Source organism: Psychromonas sp. MB-3u-54 (assembly GCF_002836415.1).
Classification (GTDB): Bacteria; Pseudomonadota; Gammaproteobacteria; order Enterobacterales; family Psychromonadaceae; genus Psychromonas.
In genome coordinates this window covers 38,785-63,588 of the sequence record NZ_PJBP01000175.1, presented here as the reverse complement: position 1 = coordinate 63,588, position 24,804 = coordinate 38,785, and the positions used below count along the sequence as shown (strand labels likewise).

The 24,804-nt window shown below is 37.6% G+C and carries 22 protein-coding genes; 13 read left to right on the top strand and 9 right to left on the bottom strand.

What is annotated here, in order from left to right; translation table 11 throughout:
- Positions 1-137: 137 nt before the first annotated feature.
- Complete coding sequence (locus CXF72_RS19435) at positions 138-290, bottom strand: hypothetical protein (RefSeq protein WP_157823272.1); 153 nt, start codon at positions 288-290, stop codon at positions 138-140.
- 208 nt (positions 291-498) lie between these two features.
- Between CXF72_RS19435 and CXF72_RS15265 the strand changes: the two genes are divergently transcribed.
- Positions 499-732, top strand: coding sequence for a hypothetical protein (locus CXF72_RS15265; protein ID WP_101040220.1), 234 nt, complete (start codon positions 499-501; stop codon positions 730-732).
- A 10-nt stretch (positions 733-742) separates the two neighbouring features.
- Here the strand turns inward: CXF72_RS15265 and hslU are convergent, their stop codons facing one another.
- The 8 genes from hslU to xerC form a co-directional block, all read right to left on the bottom strand.
- Positions 743-2,077, bottom strand: coding sequence for an ATP-dependent protease ATPase subunit HslU (hslU, locus tag CXF72_RS15260; protein ID WP_101040218.1), 1,335 nt, complete (start codon positions 2,075-2,077; stop codon positions 743-745).
- 11 nt (positions 2,078-2,088) lie between these two features.
- A complete protein-coding gene (gene hslV, locus CXF72_RS15255) occupies positions 2,089-2,643 on the bottom strand; it encodes an ATP-dependent protease subunit HslV (protein ID WP_101040216.1) in 555 nt (184 codons plus the stop codon).
- A 304-nt stretch (positions 2,644-2,947) separates the two neighbouring features.
- On the bottom strand, positions 2,948-3,481 hold the full coding sequence (locus CXF72_RS15250; RefSeq protein WP_101040214.1) for an SPOR domain-containing protein: 534 nt from the start codon (positions 3,479-3,481) through the stop codon (positions 2,948-2,950).
- 3 nt (positions 3,482-3,484) lie between these two features.
- On the bottom strand, positions 3,485-5,233 hold the full coding sequence (gene argS, locus CXF72_RS15245) for an arginine--tRNA ligase (RefSeq protein WP_101040212.1): 1,749 nt from the start codon (positions 5,231-5,233) through the stop codon (positions 3,485-3,487).
- Positions 5,234-5,505: 272 nt separating this feature from the next.
- Complete coding sequence (locus tag CXF72_RS15240) at positions 5,506-5,961, bottom strand: hypothetical protein (RefSeq protein WP_101040210.1); 456 nt, start codon at positions 5,959-5,961, stop codon at positions 5,506-5,508.
- A gap of 189 nt (positions 5,962-6,150) precedes the next feature.
- Complete coding sequence (uvrD, locus tag CXF72_RS15235; protein ID WP_101040208.1) at positions 6,151-8,322, bottom strand: DNA helicase II; 2,172 nt, start codon at positions 8,320-8,322, stop codon at positions 6,151-6,153.
- A gap of 36 nt (positions 8,323-8,358) precedes the next feature.
- Positions 8,359-9,066, bottom strand: coding sequence for an HAD-IA family hydrolase (locus CXF72_RS15230; RefSeq protein WP_101040206.1), 708 nt, complete (start codon positions 9,064-9,066; stop codon positions 8,359-8,361).
- Positions 9,067-9,088: 22 nt separating this feature from the next.
- Positions 9,089-9,988, bottom strand: coding sequence for a tyrosine recombinase XerC (gene xerC / locus CXF72_RS15225; RefSeq protein WP_101040204.1), 900 nt, complete (start codon positions 9,986-9,988; stop codon positions 9,089-9,091).
- 578 nt (positions 9,989-10,566) lie between these two features.
- Here xerC and tssB point away from each other — a divergent pair.
- The 12 genes from tssB (at position 10,567) to tssG (ending at position 24,683) form a co-directional block, all read left to right on the top strand.
- Positions 10,567-11,064, top strand: a complete 498-nt coding sequence (gene tssB, locus CXF72_RS15220) for a type VI secretion system contractile sheath small subunit (protein ID WP_232785001.1) — start codon at positions 10,567-10,569, stop codon at positions 11,062-11,064.
- A 108-nt stretch (positions 11,065-11,172) separates the two neighbouring features.
- Positions 11,173-12,621, top strand: a complete 1,449-nt coding sequence (gene tssC / locus CXF72_RS15215; protein WP_101040200.1) for a type VI secretion system contractile sheath large subunit — start codon at positions 11,173-11,175, stop codon at positions 12,619-12,621.
- A gap of 33 nt (positions 12,622-12,654) precedes the next feature.
- Positions 12,655-13,173, top strand: coding sequence for a type VI secretion system tube protein TssD (gene tssD, locus CXF72_RS15210; protein ID WP_101040199.1), 519 nt, complete (start codon positions 12,655-12,657; stop codon positions 13,171-13,173).
- Between the two features lie 10 nt (positions 13,174-13,183).
- On the top strand, positions 13,184-13,906 hold the full coding sequence (locus tag CXF72_RS15205) for a type VI secretion lipoprotein TssJ (protein WP_101040197.1): 723 nt from the start codon (positions 13,184-13,186) through the stop codon (positions 13,904-13,906).
- Between the two features lie 15 nt (positions 13,907-13,921).
- The gene (gene tssK, locus CXF72_RS15200; RefSeq protein WP_101040195.1) at positions 13,922-15,286 is read left to right on the top strand and encodes a type VI secretion system baseplate subunit TssK; all 1,365 of its coding nucleotides are present in this window, start codon (positions 13,922-13,924) and stop codon (positions 15,284-15,286) included.
- Between the two features lie 3 nt (positions 15,287-15,289).
- Positions 15,290-15,937 (top strand): type IVB secretion system protein IcmH/DotU, encoded by a 648-nt coding sequence (gene icmH / locus CXF72_RS15195; protein WP_101040193.1) that lies wholly within the window; start codon positions 15,290-15,292, stop codon positions 15,935-15,937.
- Between the two features lie 14 nt (positions 15,938-15,951).
- A complete protein-coding gene (locus CXF72_RS15190; protein ID WP_101040191.1) occupies positions 15,952-19,374 on the top strand; it encodes a type VI secretion protein IcmF/TssM N-terminal domain-containing protein in 3,423 nt (1,140 codons plus the stop codon).
- Positions 19,375-19,377: 3 nt separating this feature from the next.
- A complete protein-coding gene (gene tssC, locus CXF72_RS15185; RefSeq protein WP_101040189.1) occupies positions 19,378-21,072 on the top strand; it encodes a type VI secretion system contractile sheath large subunit in 1,695 nt (564 codons plus the stop codon).
- Positions 21,072-21,560, top strand: a complete 489-nt coding sequence (tssD, locus tag CXF72_RS15180; protein WP_101040187.1) for a type VI secretion system tube protein TssD — start codon at positions 21,072-21,074, stop codon at positions 21,558-21,560. The genes tssC (CXF72_RS15185) and tssD (CXF72_RS15180) overlap by 1 nt, the downstream gene beginning before the upstream one ends.
- Positions 21,560-21,964, top strand: a complete 405-nt coding sequence (locus CXF72_RS15175) for a GPW/gp25 family protein (RefSeq protein ID WP_101040185.1) — start codon at positions 21,560-21,562, stop codon at positions 21,962-21,964. The genes tssD (CXF72_RS15180) and CXF72_RS15175 overlap by 1 nt, the downstream gene beginning before the upstream one ends.
- Positions 21,964-23,733, top strand: coding sequence for a type VI secretion system baseplate subunit TssF (tssF, locus tag CXF72_RS15170; RefSeq protein WP_101040183.1), 1,770 nt, complete (start codon positions 21,964-21,966; stop codon positions 23,731-23,733). The genes CXF72_RS15175 and tssF overlap by 1 nt, the downstream gene beginning before the upstream one ends.
- Positions 23,730-24,683 carry a type VI secretion system baseplate subunit TssG gene (gene tssG, locus CXF72_RS15165; RefSeq protein ID WP_101040181.1) on the top strand — a complete coding sequence of 318 codons (954 nt, stop codon included), beginning with the start codon at positions 23,730-23,732 and terminating at the stop codon, positions 24,681-24,683. The genes tssF and tssG overlap by 4 nt, the downstream gene beginning before the upstream one ends.
- Positions 24,684-24,804 lie beyond the last annotated feature (121 nt).

The following is a 24,804-nucleotide window of genomic DNA, read 5'->3' as shown; positions in this document are numbered from 1 at the left end:
GCGAATTTTGCGGAAGCAAAGTGTCATGAGCGGGCTAAGCTCTGCGTGCCCTGGATAATCAGGCGACAGCCTGAGTTATGAGCGGACGAGCTCTGCGAGTCCTGTTCCATCGCCAGTTTATTGCACAAGCTAGGCTATTAAATCCAGATAAATCCCTGTTGACTAAGGTCAGCAGGGATTTTTTCGTTCAAGCGCGTGATGTGATAGCCCGTAGGGTGCGCTTCAGCACCAATTGCCGATGGTTGCGGTGCATAGAATGCACCTTGCCGATAATATAGTAACAATTTCATTGATTAACTTTACATATTTATCCAATCTCTTGAGCAACTTGTAGGGTGCGCTCAGCGCACCTATTGCCGCTGCTTGCGGTGCATAGAATGCACCCTACGGATAACATAATAGCCATTCCATTTAATGAACTTCCCATATTTATCCAATCTCTTGAGCAACTCGTAGGGTGCGCTTCAGCACCGATTGATGCTGCCTGCGGTGCATAGAATGCACCCTACCGATAATACCAAACGCATTCAATTTATGATTAATGCTTTCAAAGGCAAAATTTACGCTCATAAAACCGCTGGGATGATTTTAAATAGTAAATCGGATCACTTAATTAATGCGTTTGGTATCACTAACGGGGGAATATCTGTAGTTACGCGGCAGGTAAGGCTCACTGCACGCGTCAAAGGTATAAAAAAAGGGAGCCACATTGGCTCCCTTTGTGTTTTATAACTTTATATTTTTATAAAATATAGCGGCTTAAATCTTCATCTTCAAGCAAATCATCCAAGATGTTAGCAACGTAATTTTCATCAATGGTAATTGATTCACCTTTCCGTTCTGAAGCTTCATAGGAGAGTTGATCAAGAATACGTTCCATCAAGGTGTGTAAACGACGTGCACCTATATTTTCGGTGGTTTCATTTACATGCCAGGCAGATTTGGCAATTTTATCTATACCATCTTTGCTAAATTCAAGCGTTATACCTTCGGTCGCTAATAGCGCTTGATACTGTTCACTTAAGGAAGCTTTAGGCTCAGTTAGTATTTTTGCCAGATCTTCTTCTGTCAGTGCTTCTAACTCAACCCTGATTGGTAAGCGTCCCTGTAATTCGGGAATAAGATCTGAAGGTTTAGCAACTTGGAATGCACCGGATGCGATAAATAACATATGGTCAGTTTTCACCATCCCATGCTTAGTACTAACGGTAGAACCTTCAATTAAAGGTAATAAATCACGCTGTACACCTTCTCTTGATACGTCAGGACCGGAGTTTCCACCACCCTTACAAATTTTATCTATTTCGTCGATAAATATAATACCGTTATTTTCTGCTGAAAAGAGTGCTTTTTCTTTAAGGTCTTCTTCATTCACTAATTTTGCCGCTTCGGACTCAACCAGCAGTTTCAACGCTTCTTTTATTTTCATTTTGCGTTTGTTGGTTTTATCTTTACCGGACATATTTTGAAACATACCCTGCAATTGATTGGTCATTTCTTCCATACCGGGAGGAGCCATTATTTCAACCCCTATTTGCGGGGCAGGCAGATCTATATCGATCTCTTTATCATCTAATTTACCCTCTCGCAGTTTTTTACGGAAAGACTGTCTTGTTGCACTATCTTCTGTTTTTACACTTTCCCAATCATTGTTTGTTTTAGCGGGTGGAATAAGGATATCTAGGATCCGATCTTCGGCTAAATCTTCTGCCTTATGGGTAACCTTTGCCATTTCTTCTTCGCGAGTCAGTTTAATGGCTACATCGACTAAATCACGAACGATAGATTCTACTTCTTTACCAACATAGCCTACCTCAGTAAATTTAGTTGCTTCAACTTTGATAAAAGGAGCATTAGCGAGTTTTGCTAAACGGCGTGCAATTTCTGTTTTACCTACACCGGTAGGGCCAATCATTAAAATATTTTTTGGGGTGACTTCTTGACGCATTTCTTCATCAAGTTGCATACGGCGCCAGCGATTACGAAGTGCGATAGCAACAGCGCGTTTGGCATTGTCTTGTCCAATGATATGGCGATCTAACTCATGTTTAATTTCTTTTGGTGTCATATTTGACATAGTTATATACCCTATTTTTTACTTTTAGTAGTAATTTCATCAGAGAAATCAATGCATTCAATAGTGTGACTTTCATTAGTAAAAACACAAATATTGCCTGCTATAGCCAATGCTTTTTCGACAATTGTTTTCGCATCTAAATCGGTATTTTCTAACAATGCAATCGCTGCCGATTGTGCAAAATAACCACCGGAGCCAATCGCCATTAAATCATTTTCCGGTCTGACCACATCACCATTACCGGTAATAATATAAGAAGAGTTTTTATCTGCTACTGCTAATAGTGCTTCAAGTCTGCGTAAGTTTCGATCGGTACGCCAGTCTTTCGCTAATTCGACCGCTGCTCGTTCAAGATTACCCTGGTGTGCCTGCAGCTTAGCCTCAAAACGCTCTAACAGAGTGAATGCATCGGCTGTACCGCCAGCAAAGCCAGCGATTACCTGATTGTTATAGAGTCTGTGTACTTTACGCGCGTTACCTTTCATAACCGTATTGCCAAGAGAAACTTGACCATCACCACCGACAACAACTTGGTTGCCACGACGTACTGAAACAATGGTAGTCATATTTTTACCTTAAAAGTGAGAAAGAGAATGGGCCGTAAAAAATAGGCACTTATGTAGTTAATATATGTGGGGGATAATTTGTTTTTCAAGGGAATAATAGCAATTCCAATAAATTGATATTTAATGGAATTGCCATAAATTAGATTTATAGCAAAAGGAATAAAATTATAATATGAATTAAAAGGAGGGAATACCCATTTAAATCAACAGTCGAAGGATTTATGCCTATTTTACAACATGATCGCTTCATTATTTATTTTGCTGTCAGGTAACAAATGAATGTTTTTTTAAAAGGCTTTTATTTTTAACGCCAGAACCAAATTTGGCAACCGTTAATTTTAGCACGCTGCAGCTTATGACGGTGTTTTTCTGCCAATCTTTTACGTTCATAGGGCCCTAAAATAACCCGATACCAATTACCTGTTTTTCTTACTTCGCTGTTTAAACCCTGAAATGCAATTTTAGCTTTGAGTGACTCTGCATCACCCCGTGCGCGGAATGAAGCACACTGCATTTGATAAGGTCTGGTTGCCTCTTTCTTTTCGGGTATATCAACGGTTATTTTTTTGGTCTTAAGGGTTTTTTCATATTCCCAGATTGGTTGAGGTTTTTCAGGTAAAACGTCCTCTTTTTTCTGAACAGGTTTATTGACTGTTTGTGGTACGGACGGTTTTTCAACCCCAAACATAAAAAAACCAATAAATCCCATGATCAGTACAACAGCCAGAATAGCTAAGTAGGGAATAGATGTTGTTTTTTTTACCGCCGAGCGTTTACGCGCGGCGGCTTTTTTTGGTGCTCCCGATTTAGCCGATTTTCGTCTGTTTTCGGTCGCCATAGATTACATGCGCTCCAGCGTATTAATTCCCAATAATGACAAACCTTGCTTAAGCGTTTTAGCGGTTAATCCAGCCAGTTTCAGGCGGCTTTGTTTTTGTGTTTCCGTTTCCGCAATCAAAATAGGGCAAGCCTCGTAAAAGCTTGAAAAGAGTCCGGCTAATTCAAACAAGTATGAACATAAAAAGTGCGGCATACCCTGTTTAGCAACTTGCTTAATAATCTCATCAAATTGGATAAGCTTATTGGCCAAGTCTATTTCTTTTTCTTCGGTTAAAGAAAGCGCTGCAGTGACGCCGCCCATTTCAATACCTGCTTTATTAAAGATACTCACGACACGGGTGTATGCATAAAGCAGATACGGCGCGGTATTACCTTCAAAACTGAGCATGCTATCAAAACTAAAAGTATAATCACTGGTACGATTTTTAGAAAGATCGGCATATTTAACCGAAGAGATACCCACAACAGAAGCTATGTGGCGAAGCTCCTGTTCAGACATTTCTTTATTTTTTTCTTTTACTAACTCATAAGCACGCATTTCTGCTTCCGTTAGCAAATCCGCTAATTTGGCAACCGAACCTGAGCGAGTTTTAAAGGGACGTCCATCTTCTCCCATTACTGTTCCGAAGGGCATATGTTCAAGTGAGGTTTTATCATTAACAAAACCTGCCGAACGGGCAACTTCAAAAACCTGCTGGAAGTGTAAACCCTGGCGGGCATCTACAAAATAAAGAATGCGATCGGCATTGAGTTCATTCTGGCGATAACGCATCGCGGCGAGATCCGATGTTGCATAAAGGAAACCACCATCTTTCTTCTGAATAATAACAGGTAGAGGCTCGCCTTCTTTATTTTTAAAATTATCCAAAAAGACACATTTAGCGCCTTGGCTTTGTTGTAATAAACCCTGTTTATCAAGATCTTCTACAATCACCGCTAACTGGTCGTTATAACTGCTTTCTCCCCGGACGTCTGCACGGGTCAGGCTTACACCTAAACGTTGATAGGTTTCCTGGCAGTGTGAAAGACTGGTTTCATTAAATTGTGACCACAGTTTTAAACATTCTTCATTGCCACTCTGGAGTTCAACCACTAAATTGCGTGCACGGGTTGCAAAATCTTCTGATTCATCAAAACGTGCTTTTGCAGCCCGATAAAAAATCTCTAAATTAGCCAGATTATTTTCAATAGGCTCACCTTTGGCCCGTAATTCTTCCATATAAGCGAGCAACATACCAAACTGTGTACCCCAATCGCCCACATGGTTCTGACGGATAACTTTATTACCTTGAAATTCTAAGGTCCGCGCTACCGCATCACCAATAATAGATGAGCGCAGGTGACCAACATGCATCTCTTTGGCCAGATTTGGCGATGAATAATCTATTACTATTGTTTGCGGATTCGCTTCTATCTGCACATTTAGTCTTTCATTCGAATAAGCGCTATCAATCTGTTTTTCCAGAAAGTTAGGATTAATAAAAAAGTTAATAAATCCGGGGCCCGCTATTTCCATTTTTATAACTAAGGTCGATTCAGGTATGTTGGCAACGATCAGTTCAGCAAGATGGCGCGGGTTTTGTTTGGCAGGTTTTGCTAACATTAATGCTAAATTATTTGCGTAGTCACCGTGGGATTTATCTTTGGTGCGATCAATATTGATGCGAGGCTGGGTATCCGCAGGAATAATTTGTTGTTTTATGAGGCAAACAATAGCTTGCTCGAGTAGTTGCTGGATATGCGCTTTCATAGATAAATTACCAATAGATACGGGACAATAATAAGCGCAGATTCTACCGTTTATAAGCGATGAAGACTAGGTTAAAATAAATACTTGAGAGAAATTAGATTAGATGCTTAAGCGTTTAGTCAGGTTAAGCATTAAAAAGGGGGAGGGAACACTATAATAGCCGCTTTAGAATAATAAGTTTTTGAGCATCGTTTTGAACCCCTAAAAAGAGAGTAAATATAAGATAACCTGAGTCAAGTCGGTAAGGATGATGAATGATTGACCGTAATAAATTACATATATTCGAATTCATGGCGGGCAGTCACTACATGGTGTAAGGTTTCCTCTTCCTGATTTGCTAGCTTTCCAAGCGCTATTTCTGCCTCTATGGTGGGTGAATCATGGGCTGCGGTCTGCAGTAACTCTATAAGTTGTATGTCAAAGCGGATTGCCAAAGCGACAACATCATCAAAGGATAATTCAGCTTTTAATTCCGTCTGCTGACATTTGCTCAAAAAATGTTGATCAAATTCACTATCTAAGTCAGTTTCTAATAAACCGGAGGGGGCCTGTTGCTTATATTGATGAAGCTGCAGGCGGGATAACTGCTCTTTATTTTTCATAAAATCGAGTAATAATTTTACCTTCTCATTATTTTCCTCAAGGCTAAGTCTAAGATACAAATCAGCTAGGGCCTGATGACATTCCTCTATATAGATAAGGAAATCCTTTATAGGCTTAGGGCGCATAATACACTCCTTAATATGAACGGTTCGAATAACCTCTACTATAGAAGTTATCATTAATTTTGCCGCTAAACAGGAGTAAGTTCTCAGTACCGTAAAAAACAGTTATATAAAGTTTAATTAAGCTTTTTTCATTTAAACATCAAAAATATCAATATATACTCGATTTTCACCTTATATTGATACAACTGCCTATGCTATCTCTAGGCGAGCGTAAGCGGTCATTAACCATTTACTGCCGACACCCATGAAATTCACTTGTAAGCGACTGTTTTCTCCGCTGCCTTCCTGCGCAATAACAGTGCCTTCTCCAAATTTAGGATGTATTACCTGCTGGCCAATATTAAAGCCTGAAACCCCCTGACTTTCCCGAGTAAATGCGGGCTGCTTAATGCTTGGTTGCTGGACTCTTCGTACCTGAGTTTTAAGACGAATATATTCAATATCCTGTTCCGGCAGCTCGCTAATAAAACGCGAAGGAGAATGAAATTTTTCTTGTCCGTATAAACGGCGGCTTTCCGCATGACAAAGGGTCAGTTTTTGCATCGCTCTGGTCATACCAACATAACAAAGGCGACGTTCTTCGGCTAGACGCACTTCATCATCGGCGGATTGCTGCCCGGGAAACATCCCTTCTTCGACACCCACCATAAAGACTTGCGGAAATTCCAAGCCTTTTGCTGCATGCATCGTCATTAATTGTACGGCATCATCAAACTCATCGGCCTGATTATCACCTGATTCCAGCGCTGCATAGGCTAAAAATGCTGTCACTTCACTCATCTCCTGCTCTTCGGCAGGGATCACAAAGGATTTAGTTGCGGAAACCAGCTCTTGTAAATTTTCTATACGGCTGCGTGATTTTTCACCTTTTTCATTTTCGAACATGCTATGCAGACCGGAGTGACGGATAACATGATCAACGGTCTGAAATAAAGGCAGCTCAGAGGTTTCACTTTCGAAACGCTTTATTAATTCAATAAACCCGGATAATGAAGTTTTCGCACCCGCACTCAGTTGTTTTTGTTCAATTATAAACAGACTCGCCTGCCACATGGTATAACCCTGCTCGCGGGCACAAAGTCGAATCTTATCAAGGGTGGTATTACCAATTTTACGTTTAGGTTTATTGATAATACGTTCAAATGCCGCATCATCTTGATGATTATTGATTAAACGCAGATAGGCGATACTGTCTTTTATCTCTAAACGATCAAAGAAGCGCTGACCACCATAAATATGATAGGGGATCTGCTGTGCCATTAACTGTTCTTCAAAAAGACGAGATTGTGCATTGCTGCGGTATAAAATGGCACACTCAGCCAATTTTTTACCGCTATTTTTCCATAATTTTAGCTGCGAGGTAACATAACGTGTTTCATCATAATCATTAAATGCGCTGTAAATGGCAATCGGCTGGCCATCTTCGCCGCTGGTCCATAACTCTTTCCCCAATCTATCACTATTATTTTTAATCAGCTGGTTAGAGGCATTTAATATATGCCCCGTTGACCGGTAATTTTGCTCTAAACACACGGTGACCGGATTGTGCTTTTCTCTTAAAAAACGTTGAATATTCTCAACGTCAGCGCCGCGCCAACCATAAATTGACTGGTCGTCATCTCCGACTATGGTCAAATAACTGTTGTTCTCGGTCAGCAGGTTTAACCAGGCATATTGAAGTTTATTGGTATCTTGAAACTCATCGACCAGCACATGACGGAAACGTTGCTGATAATGTAATAACAGAGAAGGGTTATTTAATAACAATTCGTGGGCACGTAATAATAATTCTGCGAAATCAACTAATCCGGCAAGTTGGCAGGCCTCTTCGTAGGCTTGATAAACCTGCAGGCGTTGTTTTTCTTGCTGGCTATAACCAACCTGAATATGTTCTGCCCGTAAACCCTCATCTTTTTTATCGTTGATGTACCATTGTAGCTCTTTAGCGGGGTAATATTTTTCATCTAAATTAAGACTTTTGATAATACGTTTAACCATTTTTTTCTGATCATCGCTATCAATTATTTGAAACTGTTCAGGTAAATTGGCTTCTTGATAATGCAGACGCAATAAACGGTGGGCAGTGCCATGGAAAGTACCTATCCACATCCCACCTATCTGTTGCGGGCAAATATCGGTAATACGGCCACGCATCTCCTTGGCGGCTTTATTGGTAAAGGTAACCGCCAAAATAGAATATGTTGGAATGTTTTCTACCTGCATCAACCATGCGATTCGATGCGTTAATACACGTGTTTTACCACTACCGGCACCGGCTAAAACCAGCATGTTTTGCTCGGGTGCGGAAACAGCAGCACGCTGGTGATCATTTAAATCATCAATTAAGTAGGAAACATCCATAACAAAAGACCTGTTTATTTATTCAGTAAAAGAAAATTATAGCAGTTTATATAGTTGATCTAAACGACTGATTTCCACCGTTGGCAATAACATCGCACCACTCAGAGACTGCTTATTCGGATTAAACCAAACGGCTTGTGCTCCATTGTTTTGAGCGCCATAAACATCACTGATTAAATGATCACCGACATGTAAAATATCACTGACTTCAATATTCAAACGTCTAGCCGCTTCAATGAACAGATCGGCTTCCGGTTTGGATTTAAAACCATTACCGGCTTTTAAAATAAACTTAAATTTATCATTAAGTTGGATTTTAAATTCATCAACATTACCATTAGTAATAGCGATTACCGGGTAAATTTTTGCGAGCTTATTCAATAGTTGTAAACTGTCTTTTGGGACTACAAAATCACTGCGCAGTTTTAGAAACTCAGAAAATGCATGCTGTGCGTACTTTATGGCCTTATACTCTGGAATCCCGTAAATGATCATGATTCGAGTCAGTGTCTGGGTTCTCCATAAAGAAACATCATGTCTTATTTCGGGAAATTCCGCCACTTCAATTTCTTTGTATAATAACCACTGTTTTTCGGTCAATTCTGCCAGTTCAGGATAGGTCTGGTTAAGGTGCTCAATAATAGATTGATTAGCTTTTTTGATGATTGGGTGGTTGTCATAAAGGGTATCATCAAGATCAAAACTAATGGCTTTAAAAGGTCTAACTGTTCGGTAGTATTTCATAGTGACGTATCCATCTCTGTGGTTATTTTTTACGTTTAGCACGCGGGTGTGCCTGGTCATAAATTTTGGATAGATGCTGAAAATCCAGGTGGGTATAAATCTGAGTTGTGGCTAAATCTGCGTGACCTAGCAAGGTTTGCACTGCACGCAGATTACCACTTGATTCAAGCATATGGGTGGCAAATGAGTGGCGTAATTTATGCGGATTTATATGGCCCGGCAAGGCTTGTTTTAATCCCCATTTTTCCATTCTAGCCTGTACATTACGCGCTGATATGCGCTTTTTTTGTTTAGAAACAAACAGTGCTTTTTCGTCCTTTATACAAAATTCAGGACGGATTTTAAGCCAAATTTTAACAGTCGCAACCGCTCTATCGGTAATAGGTAATAATCGTTGTTTACTTCCTTTACCCGTTACCATGACCTCTTTTGCAGATAACTTTATATCTTGTAAATTAATACCCACTAACTCACTCAGGCGTAATCCAGAAGAGTACATCAGTTCCATCATGCACTGATCACGGATACTGAGCGGATCTTTTTCATCTATATCAAGCAATTGAAACATATCATCAACGGACACATTTTTAGGCAGTGGTTTATCCAATTTAGGTGCTGATATACCCTTTGCCGGATTGTTGCTTAAAATATCAAACTGCACTAAATAGTCTAAAAAAGAGCGTAAAGCGGAAAGTTTGGTTGCAATGGAACGGGCTTTAAGGCCCTTTTTATGCAGCGTTTTAACCATTAAGCGCACCAGTTGACCATCTAGCTCTGTCCAGCAGCCTATTTTGTTTTCATTTAATAAGGTAACAAATTCAGCTAAATTACGCTGATAGTTTGTGATGGTAACCGGGCTCAAACCACGCTGGCTGGCAATATGATTTAAGTAGTTATCAATAAGAGGTTGTAAAGCACTCATAGTTTTATTCCTGCCAAAATAAAAACATTTAAGTCATCTTGGTTTTGGAGAATGAAAGCGTTATTGCTGGTGATATCAATTTTATTATTTATAACCGAGTTAAACAATAAACTCTAACCAATTTATTGTTCTTTTGGGCTTAATAACTGAATAATTTATAGGGGAAACGGGAGAGCTGAAGCCATGCATGTTCCGCATGGGTAATTTCACGGTATTTTTCTGCCCCATGTTCAGATTTTGATCACAATTAGTTTTTTTTTAACCTGATATCAGGTTTTAGTTCGTTTTTTATACATAATTTTCACACATAAAATCAGAACCCCTTGCTGGTAGACTGTAAAAAATTATTTTCCAGACGGATAACGTGATCAAACTCTATTTATAAAGAAGTTAATACAAATATATTTTTTTTTAAAATCCATTCCATGTTACTTTCTAAAGAGAATTTTTATATTATTTTTTTATATGAAAATGGTTTTTTATATCTTTTTGATATAATTGATTAATTGCTTTTTCTGTTACCTCATCAGCTGAGTCGCAGAAGTTAACATTATAATTTACTGGAGGATAATATGTCTATGAAAGACAAACGTTCAGGTTCAGTTGCACCTAAAGAGCGTATTAATATATCTTATAAGCCAGCGGTAGGTAACGCTAAAGAAGCCGTTGAACTTCCTTTCAAACTGCTAGTTTTAGGAGATTTCACTCAAAATCAAATAGTTACTTCTCTGGAAGATAGAAAGTTAATTAATATAAATAAATATAACTTCTCCGATGTCATGAATAGCTTTGATCTTAAAGTTCAATTTAGTGTAGAAAATAAAATCACTAAAGGAAATGATGAGCCAATTGATATATCTCTAAACATCAACAAGTTAAGTGATTTCGAGCCTGATAGCATTATCCAACAAGTCGATGAATTGAAAAAAGTGCTTGAGCTTAGAGAGGCTTTAAAAGCATTGAAAGGTCCAATAGGTAATTCCCCTCAAATGCGTAAACAAATACGCCACCTTTTAAGCGATGAAAAATCACGAAATGAGTTAAAACTTGAGCTGGGTTTATCTGCTAATAAATAATTAGGATATGCACCTGTAAGTGGATGAAATTATTCTATTGCTGATCGGCCTAAACAGATATGGCTTAGCAGATAATGACAAAACATCGGTGCCTCTTAGGAGTAAAAAATGGTAGCAATAAAAGAAAAATCATTAATTGGAAGTATATTAGGTTTAAGCAAGCTTTTAAGTGACCAATATAGTTATGATATTGCAAGTCAAGGGATGGAAACTCTGCTTACCCAAGTACTTGAAGCTGATTGCGATTTTGATGATCTAAGAGTCGATAAACGCTATGTTGAATCTCTAATTGATGAGCTTGATGAAAAACTCAGCAAGCAAATGGATGAAATTATCCATAATAGTGTTTTTCAAGCACTGGAATCGCCATGGAGAAGTTTAAAACTGCTAACCGATAGAACAGATTTCAATGAAAATATAAAAGTTGAAGTCTTATCCGTATCCAAAAATGAGTTACTGGAAGATTTTGAAGATGCGGCTGATATAATTGAAACAGGCCTTTATCGTAAGGTCTATACCGATGAATTTGGGCAATATGGTGGCGATCCCTATGGCGTGATTATTGGAAATTATTATATTTCCCCTTCAGCTCCTGATATGAATTTACTGAGTCATATGTCCAGTTTAAGTGCGATGACACATGCTCCATTTATAACAAGTGCAAGTGAAGCATTTTTTGGACTGGAAGATTTTTCAGAATTGCCTGAGTTAAAACAATTAGAAGCTATGTTTGAAGGCCCGCAATATTTAAATTGGCGTAACTTTAGAAGCAGTGATGATGCCAGAAATGTCGGCCTTACTTTACCTCGATTTATGTTGAGGCGAACATATGGTGAAAATATTCCGGTAAGTGCTTTTAACTATAAAGAAAGTATTAATAATAAGTCAGAGTACCTGTGGGGCAATGCGGCATTTGCTTATGCAACTCGATTAAATAACAGTTTTGCAAAATATCGTTGGTGTCCAAATATCATCGGTCCACAATCAGGTGGTGAAGTAGCTGATTTACCTATTGATATCGTTAATGATAGCGGCACAGATAAAGTTTTCGGACCGGTGGAACTTAAAGTTTCAGATAGGAAAGAATTTGAATTGTCTGAACTTGGTTTTATTCCTTTTACACTCCGAAAAGACTCTGACAGTGCGGTCTTTTTCTCCTCTAATTCAACTCAATTGCCTAAAAAATTCACCAATGATGATGAAGGACGACAGGCTGAAATTAATTTCCGTTTAGGTACACAACTACCTTACTTATTTATAGTAAACAGGCTGGCTCACTATATTAAGGTATTACAACGCGAAAATTTAGGCAGTTGGAAGAGTAAAACAGAGCTAGAAACAGAGCTTAATAAATGGATAAGACAATATGTTGCCGATCAAGATAATCCTTCTGCAGCAACAAGAAGTCAACGACCATTAAGAAAAGCTGCAATTTCAGTTAGTGACATTGATACTGAAGTAGGTTGGTACTCTGTAGGTATGGAAGTTACTCCTCACTTTAAGTTTATGGGAGCCAGTTTCACACTATCTCTCACCAGTATTTTAGAACGAGCTTAATTTTGTGCGACTTAAAAAAATAAAGGAATAATTATGCCAACTGAAATTTATATGTCTATTAATGACCCTGATGGGTGTTTAACTGAAGAATCTTGTTCAAAAGAAAGTATCGGTTCATTCTTTAAGGCCGATCATGAAGAAGAATCGTTAATTCTAGCTTACGATCATAAAGTAAGTGTACCAACCAATTCATTAACGGGACAGGTGACCGGAACAAGGAAACATGAGTATCTGGAAGTCAGTAAATTTATAGATAAAAGCTCCCCTTTATTACTGAATACGGTGACTTCTCCATCCGAACTGGAAGTCATTTTAAGATTTTTTAGAACCCCGGATGAAACCAGTGCAGGTGAACCCGTAGAGTATTACAACATCACTTTGCAGCGCGCTAAAATTGTAAGTATTAATACAATATCGCCTAATATTTTAGATGAGGCAAATGACGGTTTAATGCCCTATGAAAAGGTCAGGTTTACTTATGGGCAAATTCAAGCAGATCATGTGGTTTGTGGAACAACTGCGATTGATGATTGGTCCGGGGAAGGCGGTTAGGTTATAAAGTATGAATAATTTCATTTCTAACTCATCAATATGGATACGCATCACTTGCATATCTATATTGCTGAGTGGCTGTAGTTTATTGCCTAGTAGTTTATTGCCTAATAGTCAGGTGAAAGTACAGGAAAAAGATAATCTTGATTATTGGTCTGATAGCGCCGGATCTTGGCAAAACTGGGATGAAAATCATCCCAGTAATGAACTTGTGACTTGGACATATGATAAAGATGGCATTCAAGTCAATTTCGTTGCCAGTCCAGAATTAAATATATTTGGACAACGGTCTCACACATTAATAGTCAAAGTTGTTCAGTTATCTGAAGTTACTGGCATCAATACGCTTTTTCAGACGAAAGAAGGAATTGCCGCTGCGTTAACGCAAGCAACTGAAATGATACCTAACGCTGTATTTAGTGAATCATTTGTTTTGGGACCAAGGCAAAATGTTATGTTCAGGCTAGCCCGTCAAGAAAATGCTAAATATATTGCTGTTATTGCGGGGTTTGCTGATCTGGATAGACGGCAAGCGGTACGTGTTATTCCTATTTCTGTTAATACTACCTTACAAAAGCCGATCGATGCCGAGTGGACTACTTTTGACCAGATAACCCTTGGCTATTTTGTAGAACAAGAGCCTCAACCCGATATTGTCAGACCCTCAAATATTAAGCTTAATATTAACTTTGGTGAAAACAGTATTACAAAGTTCACCGCGACAGCTAAATAATTTGGAGATTGAATAATGGATTCAATGAAGTCGATATATTGGAATCAGGGGTTATTTTTAAAACCTCAGCATTTTCAACAGGTGGACAGATATACGTCCAGCATGTCTAATCTGTATTCTAAGGTTAGAGGGGGTGCAGAATCAGGTATTTCTGAATTAAAAATTGATCAGACTGCTTTGAAAACAGGCTTATTAGTCATTGAAAAGTTGGAATGCATATTAGAGGACGGCACTTTAATTATATACCCTGGAAATTGTCAAATTCCACCATTAAGATTAGAAAAAGATAAGTTTGATAACAGCGATAATATAGATATATTTATTGCTTTAGCACCCATTTCTGCAGAGCAAAATAATTTAGTTTCAAATTCATCACCCAATGCTCGCTTTAAGCTTGCTGCTGATATCAATAAAAAAGATATCTTTGATAATAATGAACAAGCAACATTATCAATGTTAGATTTTAATTGTAATTTAGTCGCAAGTTATAGTTTGAAAAGTACCTCCGGCTTATCTCTTCTTAAGGTAGCTGAAATATTTTTATCTGTTGATCAATTCGGGCTTTCAGAAACCTTTATTCCTAAAATAATATTATTAAGCGCTTCTGAAGTACTTAAAAATTTAGTCAAATCAACTAAACAAAGTTTAATCGGACGATTTGAACAACTTCAAAATATAACCTCTTTTGAATCCGGACTTGTAAATAGCTCAAATAACTTATCTGTCGGTTTAGCGATGATGTCCATTAGCAATAAGATTGCTACATTTATCCAATTTGAAGAAAATCCATCAACACAAGTCTCTGATATTTATCTGGCTTATCGACAATTAATCTCACAATTGAGCATGTTTTCGACAGAAGTTTCAGTTATTGGTGAAACCCTTAATGATAATCATGCCGTTATCCCGTTTAATCAAAATAATTTAAGCGATTGTTTTTCTAAAGTGAATAATCTGACAACTAAATTATTAAACGAATTGACCGTTCAGCCTGAGCTATTAGTTAATTTAATTTATCAGGGTGATTCAAAATTTGTAGCCCAACTATCGCGTGAATTCTTAGATCCTGGTTACCGGATTTATCTAAGAATTAGAACAAAAGAAAACCTAATTGATCATTTAGATAATATTCTTAATTTTCTAAAAGTGGGGGCCGATGGACAAGTTGATGTTTACTTGAAAAGAGCACTTCCGGGTGTTCAATTGTCGTATTTAGATAAAAAACCCCAAGGTGTTGCTACTGTACCTAACAGCTATTATTTTGATCTTGATAGGCAGTCCTTCCAATGGCAGAAAGTAATAGAGTTAAGCCGAATTGGTGTTATTTGGAGTGACTATATAGAAGATGTTGTTATTGATTTGATCGCTGTTCAAGGATAAGTTATGAAACTAATAGATAAATTTATTCCTGTTTTTCAAGTAATTAAAAATTTACCTCAAAACATATCTGATGATTCAGAGATGACATTAATCGATCTCGAGCAACAATTTAAAACATTATTATCTAATGTTAAGTGTTCTGGTTATTCAAAAGAGCAGAATCAACATGCTCTATTTTCAGTTTGTGCACTGGTCGATGAAATTATTTTAGATTCAGAGTGGAAGCATAAAAATGGATGGGCGAAATCCCCATTACAAAAAAAGTATTTTGATACACATAAAGCAGGTACCGAGTTTTATGAAATCCTTGATACGTTAAATGAAAACGACCTTAAAGACCAAGATGTAAGGGAAGTTTTTCTTTACTCATTAGTTCAAGGCTTTTCCGGTTGTTATTTTGAGAGTGGAGAAGAAAGTGTTAAACAAGAAATTATTCAAGCAAATTATGCTCTTTTATCAAAAGATATAAAAATAAACTTATTTTCGCCACAGGTTCCCATCCGTCGCTCTCATGAAATAAGTAACGCTAATAGAAAAAAACAAAAAGAGTTGCTCACTACATTCGGTCCAATAGGTGTTCTTCTCTTGTCGTATTTTTTCTTGAGAAGCAATATTCTTGATAGTGTTTCCCAAATTTTAAGCCAGATATAAGTGGTATTCTAATAATGAAAAAATTCCTTAAATTTTTACTCGTCGTTTTTATTTGGTTAGTCCTCTTTGGCGTTTGTGTAGCTGGATCTTTATTATTAGGCGCCACTGAAGTTGAAGGCATACAAGTTTTCTTCGCTATTTTCATCGCCTGGTATGGTATTAAATTTTGTATCTATCTTTATAAGCGCTGGCAAGCAAAACAACGAGTTGAAAAATTAATTAATATTGATGCGTCAACCAATGAGAAAACAAAATTATCATTTTTTCAATTCTTATTTCCGAAGTCCATTGATAAGCATATCAAACGAGTCCTAAATAGAATTAACCGTAATGTCAGTGCCGATGAAAATCAGCAAGAAGCGGATTTTGTTATGCATATTAAAATGGATAATAAACATGCAGACTGGTTACACAGTGAAACAGTAAACAGACCTCAAATAGCCGATCCAATTTTCAGCGAATATAAATATATTCAATGGATTGTTCTTAATCATCTTGTGATTCTGGATGTTGACTCGTATTTAATTAAAAATGCTGATTCTGCCGCTAATAATGAATGGCTGCAGTTACTGCATGGTTTAGCATCAAGCGAAAAATCAAAATCCTTAGATGGATTATTAATCTCGATTCATGTTGCTGATTTAGCTGATCCTGCCACTAGAAACCAGATTGCAGATCAACTTCGAAAAAAATATGAAGAAATTAAAGAGTATTGTGGTGTAGAAATTCCTTTGAATATCACACTTCTTGGATTAGAAGAGCGCAAAGGAGTTGATGACTGGTTAGCACAACTGAGTAATGATTGGAAAACGCAAACATTAGGCATTATTAACCAACAGCAAGAGCCGGTAAAAAACGTTGTTCAAAGCTGTTTTTCGAAAATCCAGACTATTTTTAAACAAGGATCTTTAGATTACATTGTTAATCAGGGGTTCGATCAAACCGTTGCCAATTTACCTCATAAAATCAAAGATATTGAAGACTCTGTCGAATTATTCTGCTCGCGTTTATTTTCAAGCAATAGCTTTCAAGGTAAACCGATTTGTTCAGGTCTGTTTCTGGTTATGAGCGAAGAGAATAAAGCGGTCTTTGTTGATGATCTGTTAGAGCAATCTGCCCTGTGCTGGTTGCCTGCAATTTCAGTGAATAAAAATACTGTGAGTGATATTGAAAAAAACAAACGCACACTGACTTATTTATCTGCAGCAACAGTGCTGGTTGTTCTGTTGGGGGTTCTGTATAACGCCGATAAGAATAATATTGAGCAAATATATAAAAATTACCAATCGCAACTTTCAAAATCTGAAGATCAGGTAAAAGTGAGAGAAAATCTTGAAAATAGATATCAATTAATCACTAAACTAAATGATGTTAATATAAGTTATTGGCTACCCCTTTCAAAGAGTGTTTTTAATATACCTATGTTAAAAGCTGAACTGGCGAATGATATTCAGGATATTTTAATATCTCCGGTAGATAAGCACTTTCAAGATAATATCAGACAATTATCGAATAAAAATATCGATGGTAAAGTTGATTATTTGACAATATTAATGCGCAGAATAAATGTGCTAAATGCAGCAAGTCAAGGGGCTTCATTAACAGATTTAACGGAATTACCCCAGCCTTTTGATAGCGCATATATTGATAATATGTCACCTGATATGATTGATGGATTAAACAGTTTATATATTAAAAGCTTATTTATGAGAAAAGATGCAAATGATGCAAGCTATCTCAAAAACTGGCAGCAGCAAATAGTAAAGTATCGTAATGATATTTCTACCTTATTATTATCTTCAAATGGAACCATGGACTGGTTAATTGATTGGGTTAATCACAACGGAAAAGTTGATTCGGTACAGCTTAAAGACTACTGGCAAGGTTCTAAACATATCCAATCACCTGTTTCAATTGAAGGTGCATATACGCTGGCAGGTAAAACCATTATTGATGATTTTTCAGAGCAAATTTTATATGCTCTGGGGGAGGAACACCCATTTTTGTTAAAGTTTTTACCTGTATTTCAACAGCAGTATCAACATAATTATGTCGCAAAATGGGGGGCTTTCTTAAAAAATTTCCATACTGGAACGGAGACACTGAGTAGCCGAACAGAATGGTTAAATGTGATCAATAATTTAACCACCGGGCGAAATATTTTTTTCAAATTATTAAATGATGCTGATTACCAATTAACACCTTTTAATACTTTAGAGGAGAAGCCTGATTGGTTTGATTTCTCCCTTTATTACCAAGATATGTTAGCCCTGGGTGAAGACGTCGCCCAATCTAATCCTAAAAAGAATAAAGTATTTACCAAGTTAGCTTTAAAGGTGGTTGGCTCATTAGGTCCAGTAGGTAAGGCCATTTCAGGTTCCGGGAAAAAGGCGTTAAAAACCAAGAAAAAATTGGATAAAGCGAGTGGTTCCGGTCCGGGAGCATCTGAAAGAGAGTTAAATTTACAAGCCGCCGGTAAAAGCCTGGATGAATATAAAGGACTCATTGCCGATTTAGTATTCAATATTGAACAGCAAAAAGAGTCACAAAAAAGCATTCGCGCGTTTTTTGAGTTTGAAAATAACCCGATAGACGAAGGCACTGTTTTAGCCAATGCGAAGCTTAATATTATGAACCTGCAAGGGTTAATAGGTAAAGCGGGTAATTCTACGGAATCATTTTGGAATATGTATATTGGCTCTATTTTAGTGCTAGAAAACTTTATGCTTGAAGAAAGCGCCTGTTTGCTTGAAAAATCATGGGAAGAAGATTTTCTTTATGAATTAGAAGGGGTACCGGATTATAAGCTGGATGAGTTTGCTTATGGTGAATCAGGTGTTTTATGGTCATTTTTTGATAATACATTACAGCCCTTTATTCAAAATAAGCGCGGGGGAGGTTATAGCTTCAAAAAAGTGGCAGAGAAAAAAATTCCTTTGTCACCGGATTTATTAGATTACTTAATCCGAGCTAAAGACTTAAAAAACCGTCAGAAGTTTGAATCCTTTGATTTATTGATGACTGCAAAACCAACAGATACAAATGCAAACTCACTATTATATGTATCAAAAACAGATATTAATCTGATTTGTGAGTCAGAAACACAAACGCTAGTAAATAAGAACTATATCGTCAATAAGCTTTTTAGATGGGATGAAACATGTCGTTCTGTTAGCTTAAAGTTCAAAGTGGGTAACAAGATACTTGAGAAAGTTTACAGTGGTGAAGATGCTGTATTCAATTTCTTAAATGATTTTAAATACGGCGTTAAACGCTTTGAATTGGAAGAGTTTCCTGCCTATTTTTATGAATTAAACAGTTATAGAATTGAATACTTTGACGTTAAATTAGATATCAAAGGTGCCGATAGATTAAGACAAGCATTATCTATCAAACCACCTAAACCACCTGAATCAATCGCGCAATGTTGGATGTAAAGTATGCTTGATGTCAAACACATTTCATTTTTGCCGAAGCAGGGAGGTACTGTTCCCTTTAAAACATTAATCCTTGCTCCGCTTAGTGGCCGTAATGCTATTGAGCAGTTGCTCGAACCAACTGAAATTAACATCCGTAATTTTGATACTGTAATCAAAGAGTTTTCACCGACTGTTGATATAGATATAGTTAACTCTGGACTGTGCCAATTACTGAATGTGAATAAGCAAATAATAACCCTAAGTTATACTATTGATTGCTACTCAGATTTTTCACCGACGGCAATCATCAAAAAAGAACCTTCTTTACGGGAAGTTTCACAAATTATCAATGCCATACATCGACAACTTCAGCAAGATGGAACGACTTTTAGTACCGCTCCCTTTGAGCTTCAGCACGTAAAAATAGCAGAGTTTGAAAAAGAGTCAGTTAAAAGGTATGAACTTGAATTAATTGTTTGTGAATTAGAGTTAATTCTATCTCGAATATTAAACCAAATTTTGCATCAAGCTGATTGGCAACTGCTTGAGGCATCTTGGCGCGGTATCTATTGGCTATGCAAAACAGCAGAAAGCAGTCAGTCTTTGATTATTGAATGTGCCTCTGCAACTAAGCAGTTACTTTGGGATGATCTTTTCACTAATGCTGACTTACTCGATTCAAATTTATATCAGCAGGTTTACGTTGATAGTATTGGTCAATATGGCGCGGTTCCCTATGGTGCTTTATTAATTGATGATTATTTTTCCGGCGTGGGTTCAGATCTTACTTTGCTTAAAGCCATTACTGAGGTGTGCAGCAAAGCGCATCTACCTGTTGTCACGGGCGCAAATGCGGCCATGTTTGATGTTAATGACTTCAATACATTGCAGGATTCAGATTATATTTCTGAAATTCATGCTGGACACCGATATATAAAATGGCGCAATTTTATATCAACAGAAGAAGCCAGTTTTCTTGCTTTAACAATGCCGAGGTTATTATTTAGGAATGCCTATGATAAAGGTGATCTGGCACTAAGTTGGTTTCAAGAAAACATAGGTGATAGTCACGAAGACTGCTTATGGGGTAATGCAAGTTTTGGATTTGTTGATAATTTGCTTAAAAGCTTTCAAGAAAGTGGTTTTTGTACTTTTATTTCGGGTATGGAAGGTGGCCGATTAGATTTGTCGGCGGTGTTAAATAAGTCATCTAACCTGCCCATTGAAATTGCTTTTTCTGAAGAGAAAGAAGCCGAGTTAATAAAGTTAGGCTTTAATCCTGTCTGTACAAGGGCTTATCACAATATATTACTCTTTGAGTCAGCAAATTCTGTTCGTTGGGGCAATATAAAAATTAATTACCAAACCCAAAACATTGACACCATTGCCAGTGCCCAATTGCAGTATTTATTTATTGTTATGCGCATTATTCATTGTTTAAAAATCATCTTCAGAGAAAGTGTCGGTGCGACGACCAATTCAACCGAGTTATCTCATATTTTAAATCGCTGGATCAGACAGTTTGTTTCCGATGTTGAAGCTCCTTCTAAATCATTACGTGCACAAAGACCGTTAAAAGATGCAAAAGTCCTAGTCGTTGAAACAAATAATATAGGATGGTTTGAGATTGAAGTAGCGCTAAGCCCGCACATGAAATACTTAGGCAGTACCATCGCCATTAATACGCTTATTTTTATGAATGAAGAGGTCAGCTAATGGAATTTTCTGGTTATATGAAAATTGAAGGTGATGTTCAGGGAATTATTGAAGGCTCTTCAATTAGAAAAAACCGAGAAACGAGTATTGATCTTTTTTCATTTAAACATGAAATTAAATTACCCACTAATGCGCAGTCAGGTATGGGAAATGGTCCGGTTATTCATCAGCCGATTGTATTATTAAAAGAGGTTGATAAAAGTACTCCAAAGCTATATCGCGCATTGGTTGAAAAAGAACGATTAAATAAAGTTGAATTCGAATGGTTTCGATATACGGCACAAGGTGAAGAGCTTGTTTATTACCGTGTTGAATTAGTAAATGCGCATATTATATCAATCTCTCCCTGGACGCCTGCATTAGAAAAGTCTGAGTCAGAATACTTACGTTTTATGGAAAATGTAACATTAGCCTATGAAGGTATTACCTGGAGTTGGGGGCCGGATGGTGATGTTACTTATCAAACCAATTGGCGGGGTGAGCAATAATGTTAAGGCTTTCTGAAAAGCTTAACTTGCTGACCGTTAAAAATGAATCAGCTAAACAGCTTGAACCATTAAATATTGCAACATCGGTGCGTAACTATTTACAAAAAATACTCAATACACGTCAGGGTAGTGTACTGAGTGCGCCCGATATGGGAATGCCTAAAATTGACCTTAGTGAAGGGATTGTTGAACAAGCAGATAAGCAAAATGTGCTTAATATGATCAAAATCTTACTTGAAAAGTATGATCCCAGAATCGAGTCGCTACATACCGAATTAAAAGAAAACAATAATATAACGGTTATTTTGTCATTTCAATTATTGGTGACAACCCGATCAAAACATGTCGTTACTCTCTTTGGAAAATTACAATCCGATAGTACATTTGAACTGGAATTACAATAATGGATTTAGCAGACCTATACCAACAAGAGTTAAAGCTTTTAAAAGAATCATCACAGGTTTTCAGTAAAGAATATCCTGCCATTACAGAAAGCTTAAATAGAGATATAGTTGACCCTGATGTTGAGATGATCTTACAGGGTGTTTCCTATTTAACGGCGCAATTTAAAAAAGAGTTAGATGATCAGTTCCCCGTTGCACTGCAGGCACTCTCACAAGTATTAACACCGACCTTAATGCAGCCTATTCCGGCAGTCAGCATTCTATCGTTAATGCCTAAAGTAAATTTAATCTCTCCTTTAATGGTTAAAAAGGGGACTGGGTTTGATTCTTCTCCTGCAAAACTCGATGAAGAAGGGCATGAACGGATATCTTGCCGATTCAGTAGCGCTTGGGAGGTTGAAGTCTTGCCGGTACGTGTTGCAACTTTAGTGATGCAGCAGGTTGAAAAAACAATTAATCGAGTACAACAGAAAGTTGTTGAACTAAAGGTGGGTTTTACATCAGAAAAAAATGATCTCGCTAATTATACTTTTGATAAACTGCGTTTTTACATTAATCAGCCGGCAAGTGATGCTTGTATTTGGCTACAGATGTTTGCCCAAAATTTGCAGTCAATTCAGATTACAAGCTCCGCTGGTATTACTGACATTTCAGTAAAGAATTTACAATTAACAGGGTATGGCGTCGAGCATAATATTTTTGATGCCGGCAATTCATCAAATCAGCATAGCCTTTTGCAGGAGTATTATACTGTTCCTGAAAAATTACAGTTTTTTGAAATTAACCTGCAGCAGTGGCAGCAGCGCAGTGGTGATCAATTTTCAATTGCTTTTCAATTTACCTCTCCTACTTGGAGCCTGCCTGAATTTAAAAGCGATCACCTAAAACTATATTGTACACCGGTGATCAATGAATTTGAGCACTTTGCTGAGCCGATGGCGATGAATGGTATTCAACTTGAATTCCCATTAACCGCTCAACAGCGTAATTTATCCACTGAATTCGTTTTGCCTATTGTTGATGTTCTGACGGTTGAAAGTATCAAGCGAGAACGGGAAAAAAATAACCGCTATCAGAATGTTATAAGCCCCGGCAATACAAACAGTAAAGCGGGTGGCTTTTATTATTTTAGAAAGCATGGCGTTCATGACGGGGACGTAGCCAATTGGTTATCACTCGAATTTGAAGCCGGAACAAGACCTGAAAGTCGAGAAGTACTACGTGTAAAGGTCAAATGTTGCCATGGTGAGCTTGCGGCTAAATTACCTCCCGATGAGATTAATGTACCGACCAGCAGCAGCCCTGAATTAGTTTCTTTTACCAACCTGACAACCAGCAGTGATTATCTGCCCGCGCAAATTATTTCTAATGAAGCTTGGCAGGTGGTATCGGACCAGGCATTAAGTTTACAAAATATAGAAACCGCGGATCAGCTTAAGCAACTTTTACGTCATCACCTTCCAGCACAACTTAAAAATACGGCAAAATATAAAACGCTGGAGCATCGAATTGCTGCGGTTAATGATATTAAAATAACTGCTAAGGATCATTTTGAAAAAGGATTATTGGTTCGGGGAGTGGAGTATTCAGTTCATATAAACAGTGACCATTTTATTAACCAGGGGGAAATATTTTTATTTTCAGCCTTGCTGAATCAATTATTGGCATTACAAGTGCCTATTAACAGTTTCAGTCAATTAATGGTAACTGAATCCCGTACCGAGGAATCTCAACGCTGGGCAATTAATTTTGGCGGTATCGCTAAATGATCGAAAAAGAGTTACTCAGCAATGCGACCCAATACAGTTTCATTGAAGTCTATAAGCTATTATGCGAACTGGCGTTAAGCAATAAACTTGATCCGCTGCATGCTATACGCATCAGGCCGGTATTAGGCTTACAACATGCCCGTACTCAAGTGGTCTCTGTGACTAAACAGGATCAACCGTCTTTATATTATCTGAACGTTAATCTACCCGGCCTTTACGGTAACGGTTCCCCCTTACCCAAGTTTTTTACCGAAGAGTTGATTCAGGCATCGCATAAAGATCAAAACCAAACACGCCTGTTTTTAGATATTATTCATCAGCGTCTTTATCAGCTCTTGTATGCGGCAAACACTCAGCAATCCCCGCATTACCTGGATCAAGGGCGTAAAAATGTTTATCAGTTTATGCTTGCCATGATTGGCTTTAAAGATGCATCTTGGTTAAAAGATTTCCCTGATCAAGCCTTTATTTTAAGAAATGTTAATATTATTCGTCATCAAAAAGGTACCGTTGTCGGGCTGCAAAAGCTGCTGCAGAACCTATTTAAACAAGCGCAGATAAGCATTGAGCAGTGTGTTAACCGGGATGTCAGTATCGCAGAAGAGCAAAAACTGGCCTTAAACCAACAGGCGAATCAAATTAGTTTCAGTGCTGTGCTCGGCGGAAAAATGCAGGATATTCAATCTAAAATCATTGTCTCTATCTCCCCCCTGAGTGCGAAAGAATATAAACAATGGTGCTTAACGCCTGAATATTGGCATGCATTACAAAATATGATCAAGTATTTTATCGGCCAACCTTTGTTGGTGGACTTACGTATAGATGTGATAGCCGATACTAAATTTAACTTAAGCTTAGTGCCAGAAAACGAATTTTCTTTAGGCCGCAATGCATGGTTAAAAAGTAGTAATACCGAGCAGCACATAACGGCTTCCATAAAACTCCTATAACGAATGGGTGTCGTTCTTTTGAAGCGACGAAAAGTGTTTAATAAACATGCACAAAAGCCACACTTGGTTGTTTTTTGACCTAAAACATCACTACAAACGAATTAAACTGTTTACTGAATAA

Coding starts and splice junctions, on each gene's coding strand:
- CXF72_RS19435 (WP_157823272.1), bottom strand. CDS start 290: ATGAAATTGTTACTATATTATCGGCAAGGTGCATTCTATGCACCGCAA.
- CXF72_RS15265 (WP_101040220.1), top strand. CDS start 499: ATGCACCCTACCGATAATACCAAACGCATTCAATTTATGATTAATGCT.
- hslU (WP_101040218.1), bottom strand. CDS start 2,077: ATGTCAAATATGACACCAAAAGAAATTAAACATGAGTTAGATCGCCAT.
- hslV (WP_101040216.1), bottom strand. CDS start 2,643: ATGACTACCATTGTTTCAGTACGTCGTGGCAACCAAGTTGTTGTCGGT.
- CXF72_RS15250 (WP_101040214.1), bottom strand. CDS start 3,481: ATGGCGACCGAAAACAGACGAAAATCGGCTAAATCGGGAGCACCAAAA.
- argS (WP_101040212.1), bottom strand. CDS start 5,233: ATGAAAGCGCATATCCAGCAACTACTCGAGCAAGCTATTGTTTGCCTC.
- CXF72_RS15240 (WP_101040210.1), bottom strand. CDS start 5,961: ATGCGCCCTAAGCCTATAAAGGATTTCCTTATCTATATAGAGGAATGT.
- uvrD (WP_101040208.1), bottom strand. CDS start 8,322: ATGGATGTTTCCTACTTAATTGATGATTTAAATGATCACCAGCGTGCT.
- CXF72_RS15230 (WP_101040206.1), bottom strand. CDS start 9,066: ATGAAATACTACCGAACAGTTAGACCTTTTAAAGCCATTAGTTTTGAT.
- xerC (WP_101040204.1), bottom strand. CDS start 9,988: ATGAGTGCTTTACAACCTCTTATTGATAACTACTTAAATCATATTGCC.
- tssB (WP_232785001.1), top strand. CDS start 10,567: ATGAAAGACAAACGTTCAGGTTCAGTTGCACCTAAAGAGCGTATTAAT.
- tssC (WP_101040200.1), top strand. CDS start 11,173: ATGGTAGCAATAAAAGAAAAATCATTAATTGGAAGTATATTAGGTTTA.
- tssD (WP_101040199.1), top strand. CDS start 12,655: ATGCCAACTGAAATTTATATGTCTATTAATGACCCTGATGGGTGTTTA.
- CXF72_RS15205 (WP_101040197.1), top strand. CDS start 13,184: ATGAATAATTTCATTTCTAACTCATCAATATGGATACGCATCACTTGC.
- tssK (WP_101040195.1), top strand. CDS start 13,922: ATGGATTCAATGAAGTCGATATATTGGAATCAGGGGTTATTTTTAAAA.
- icmH (WP_101040193.1), top strand. CDS start 15,290: ATGAAACTAATAGATAAATTTATTCCTGTTTTTCAAGTAATTAAAAAT.
- CXF72_RS15190 (WP_101040191.1), top strand. CDS start 15,952: ATGAAAAAATTCCTTAAATTTTTACTCGTCGTTTTTATTTGGTTAGTC.
- tssC (WP_101040189.1), top strand. CDS start 19,378: ATGCTTGATGTCAAACACATTTCATTTTTGCCGAAGCAGGGAGGTACT.
- tssD (WP_101040187.1), top strand. CDS start 21,072: ATGGAATTTTCTGGTTATATGAAAATTGAAGGTGATGTTCAGGGAATT.
- CXF72_RS15175 (WP_101040185.1), top strand. CDS start 21,560: ATGTTAAGGCTTTCTGAAAAGCTTAACTTGCTGACCGTTAAAAATGAA.
- tssF (WP_101040183.1), top strand. CDS start 21,964: ATGGATTTAGCAGACCTATACCAACAAGAGTTAAAGCTTTTAAAAGAA.
- tssG (WP_101040181.1), top strand. CDS start 23,730: ATGATCGAAAAAGAGTTACTCAGCAATGCGACCCAATACAGTTTCATT.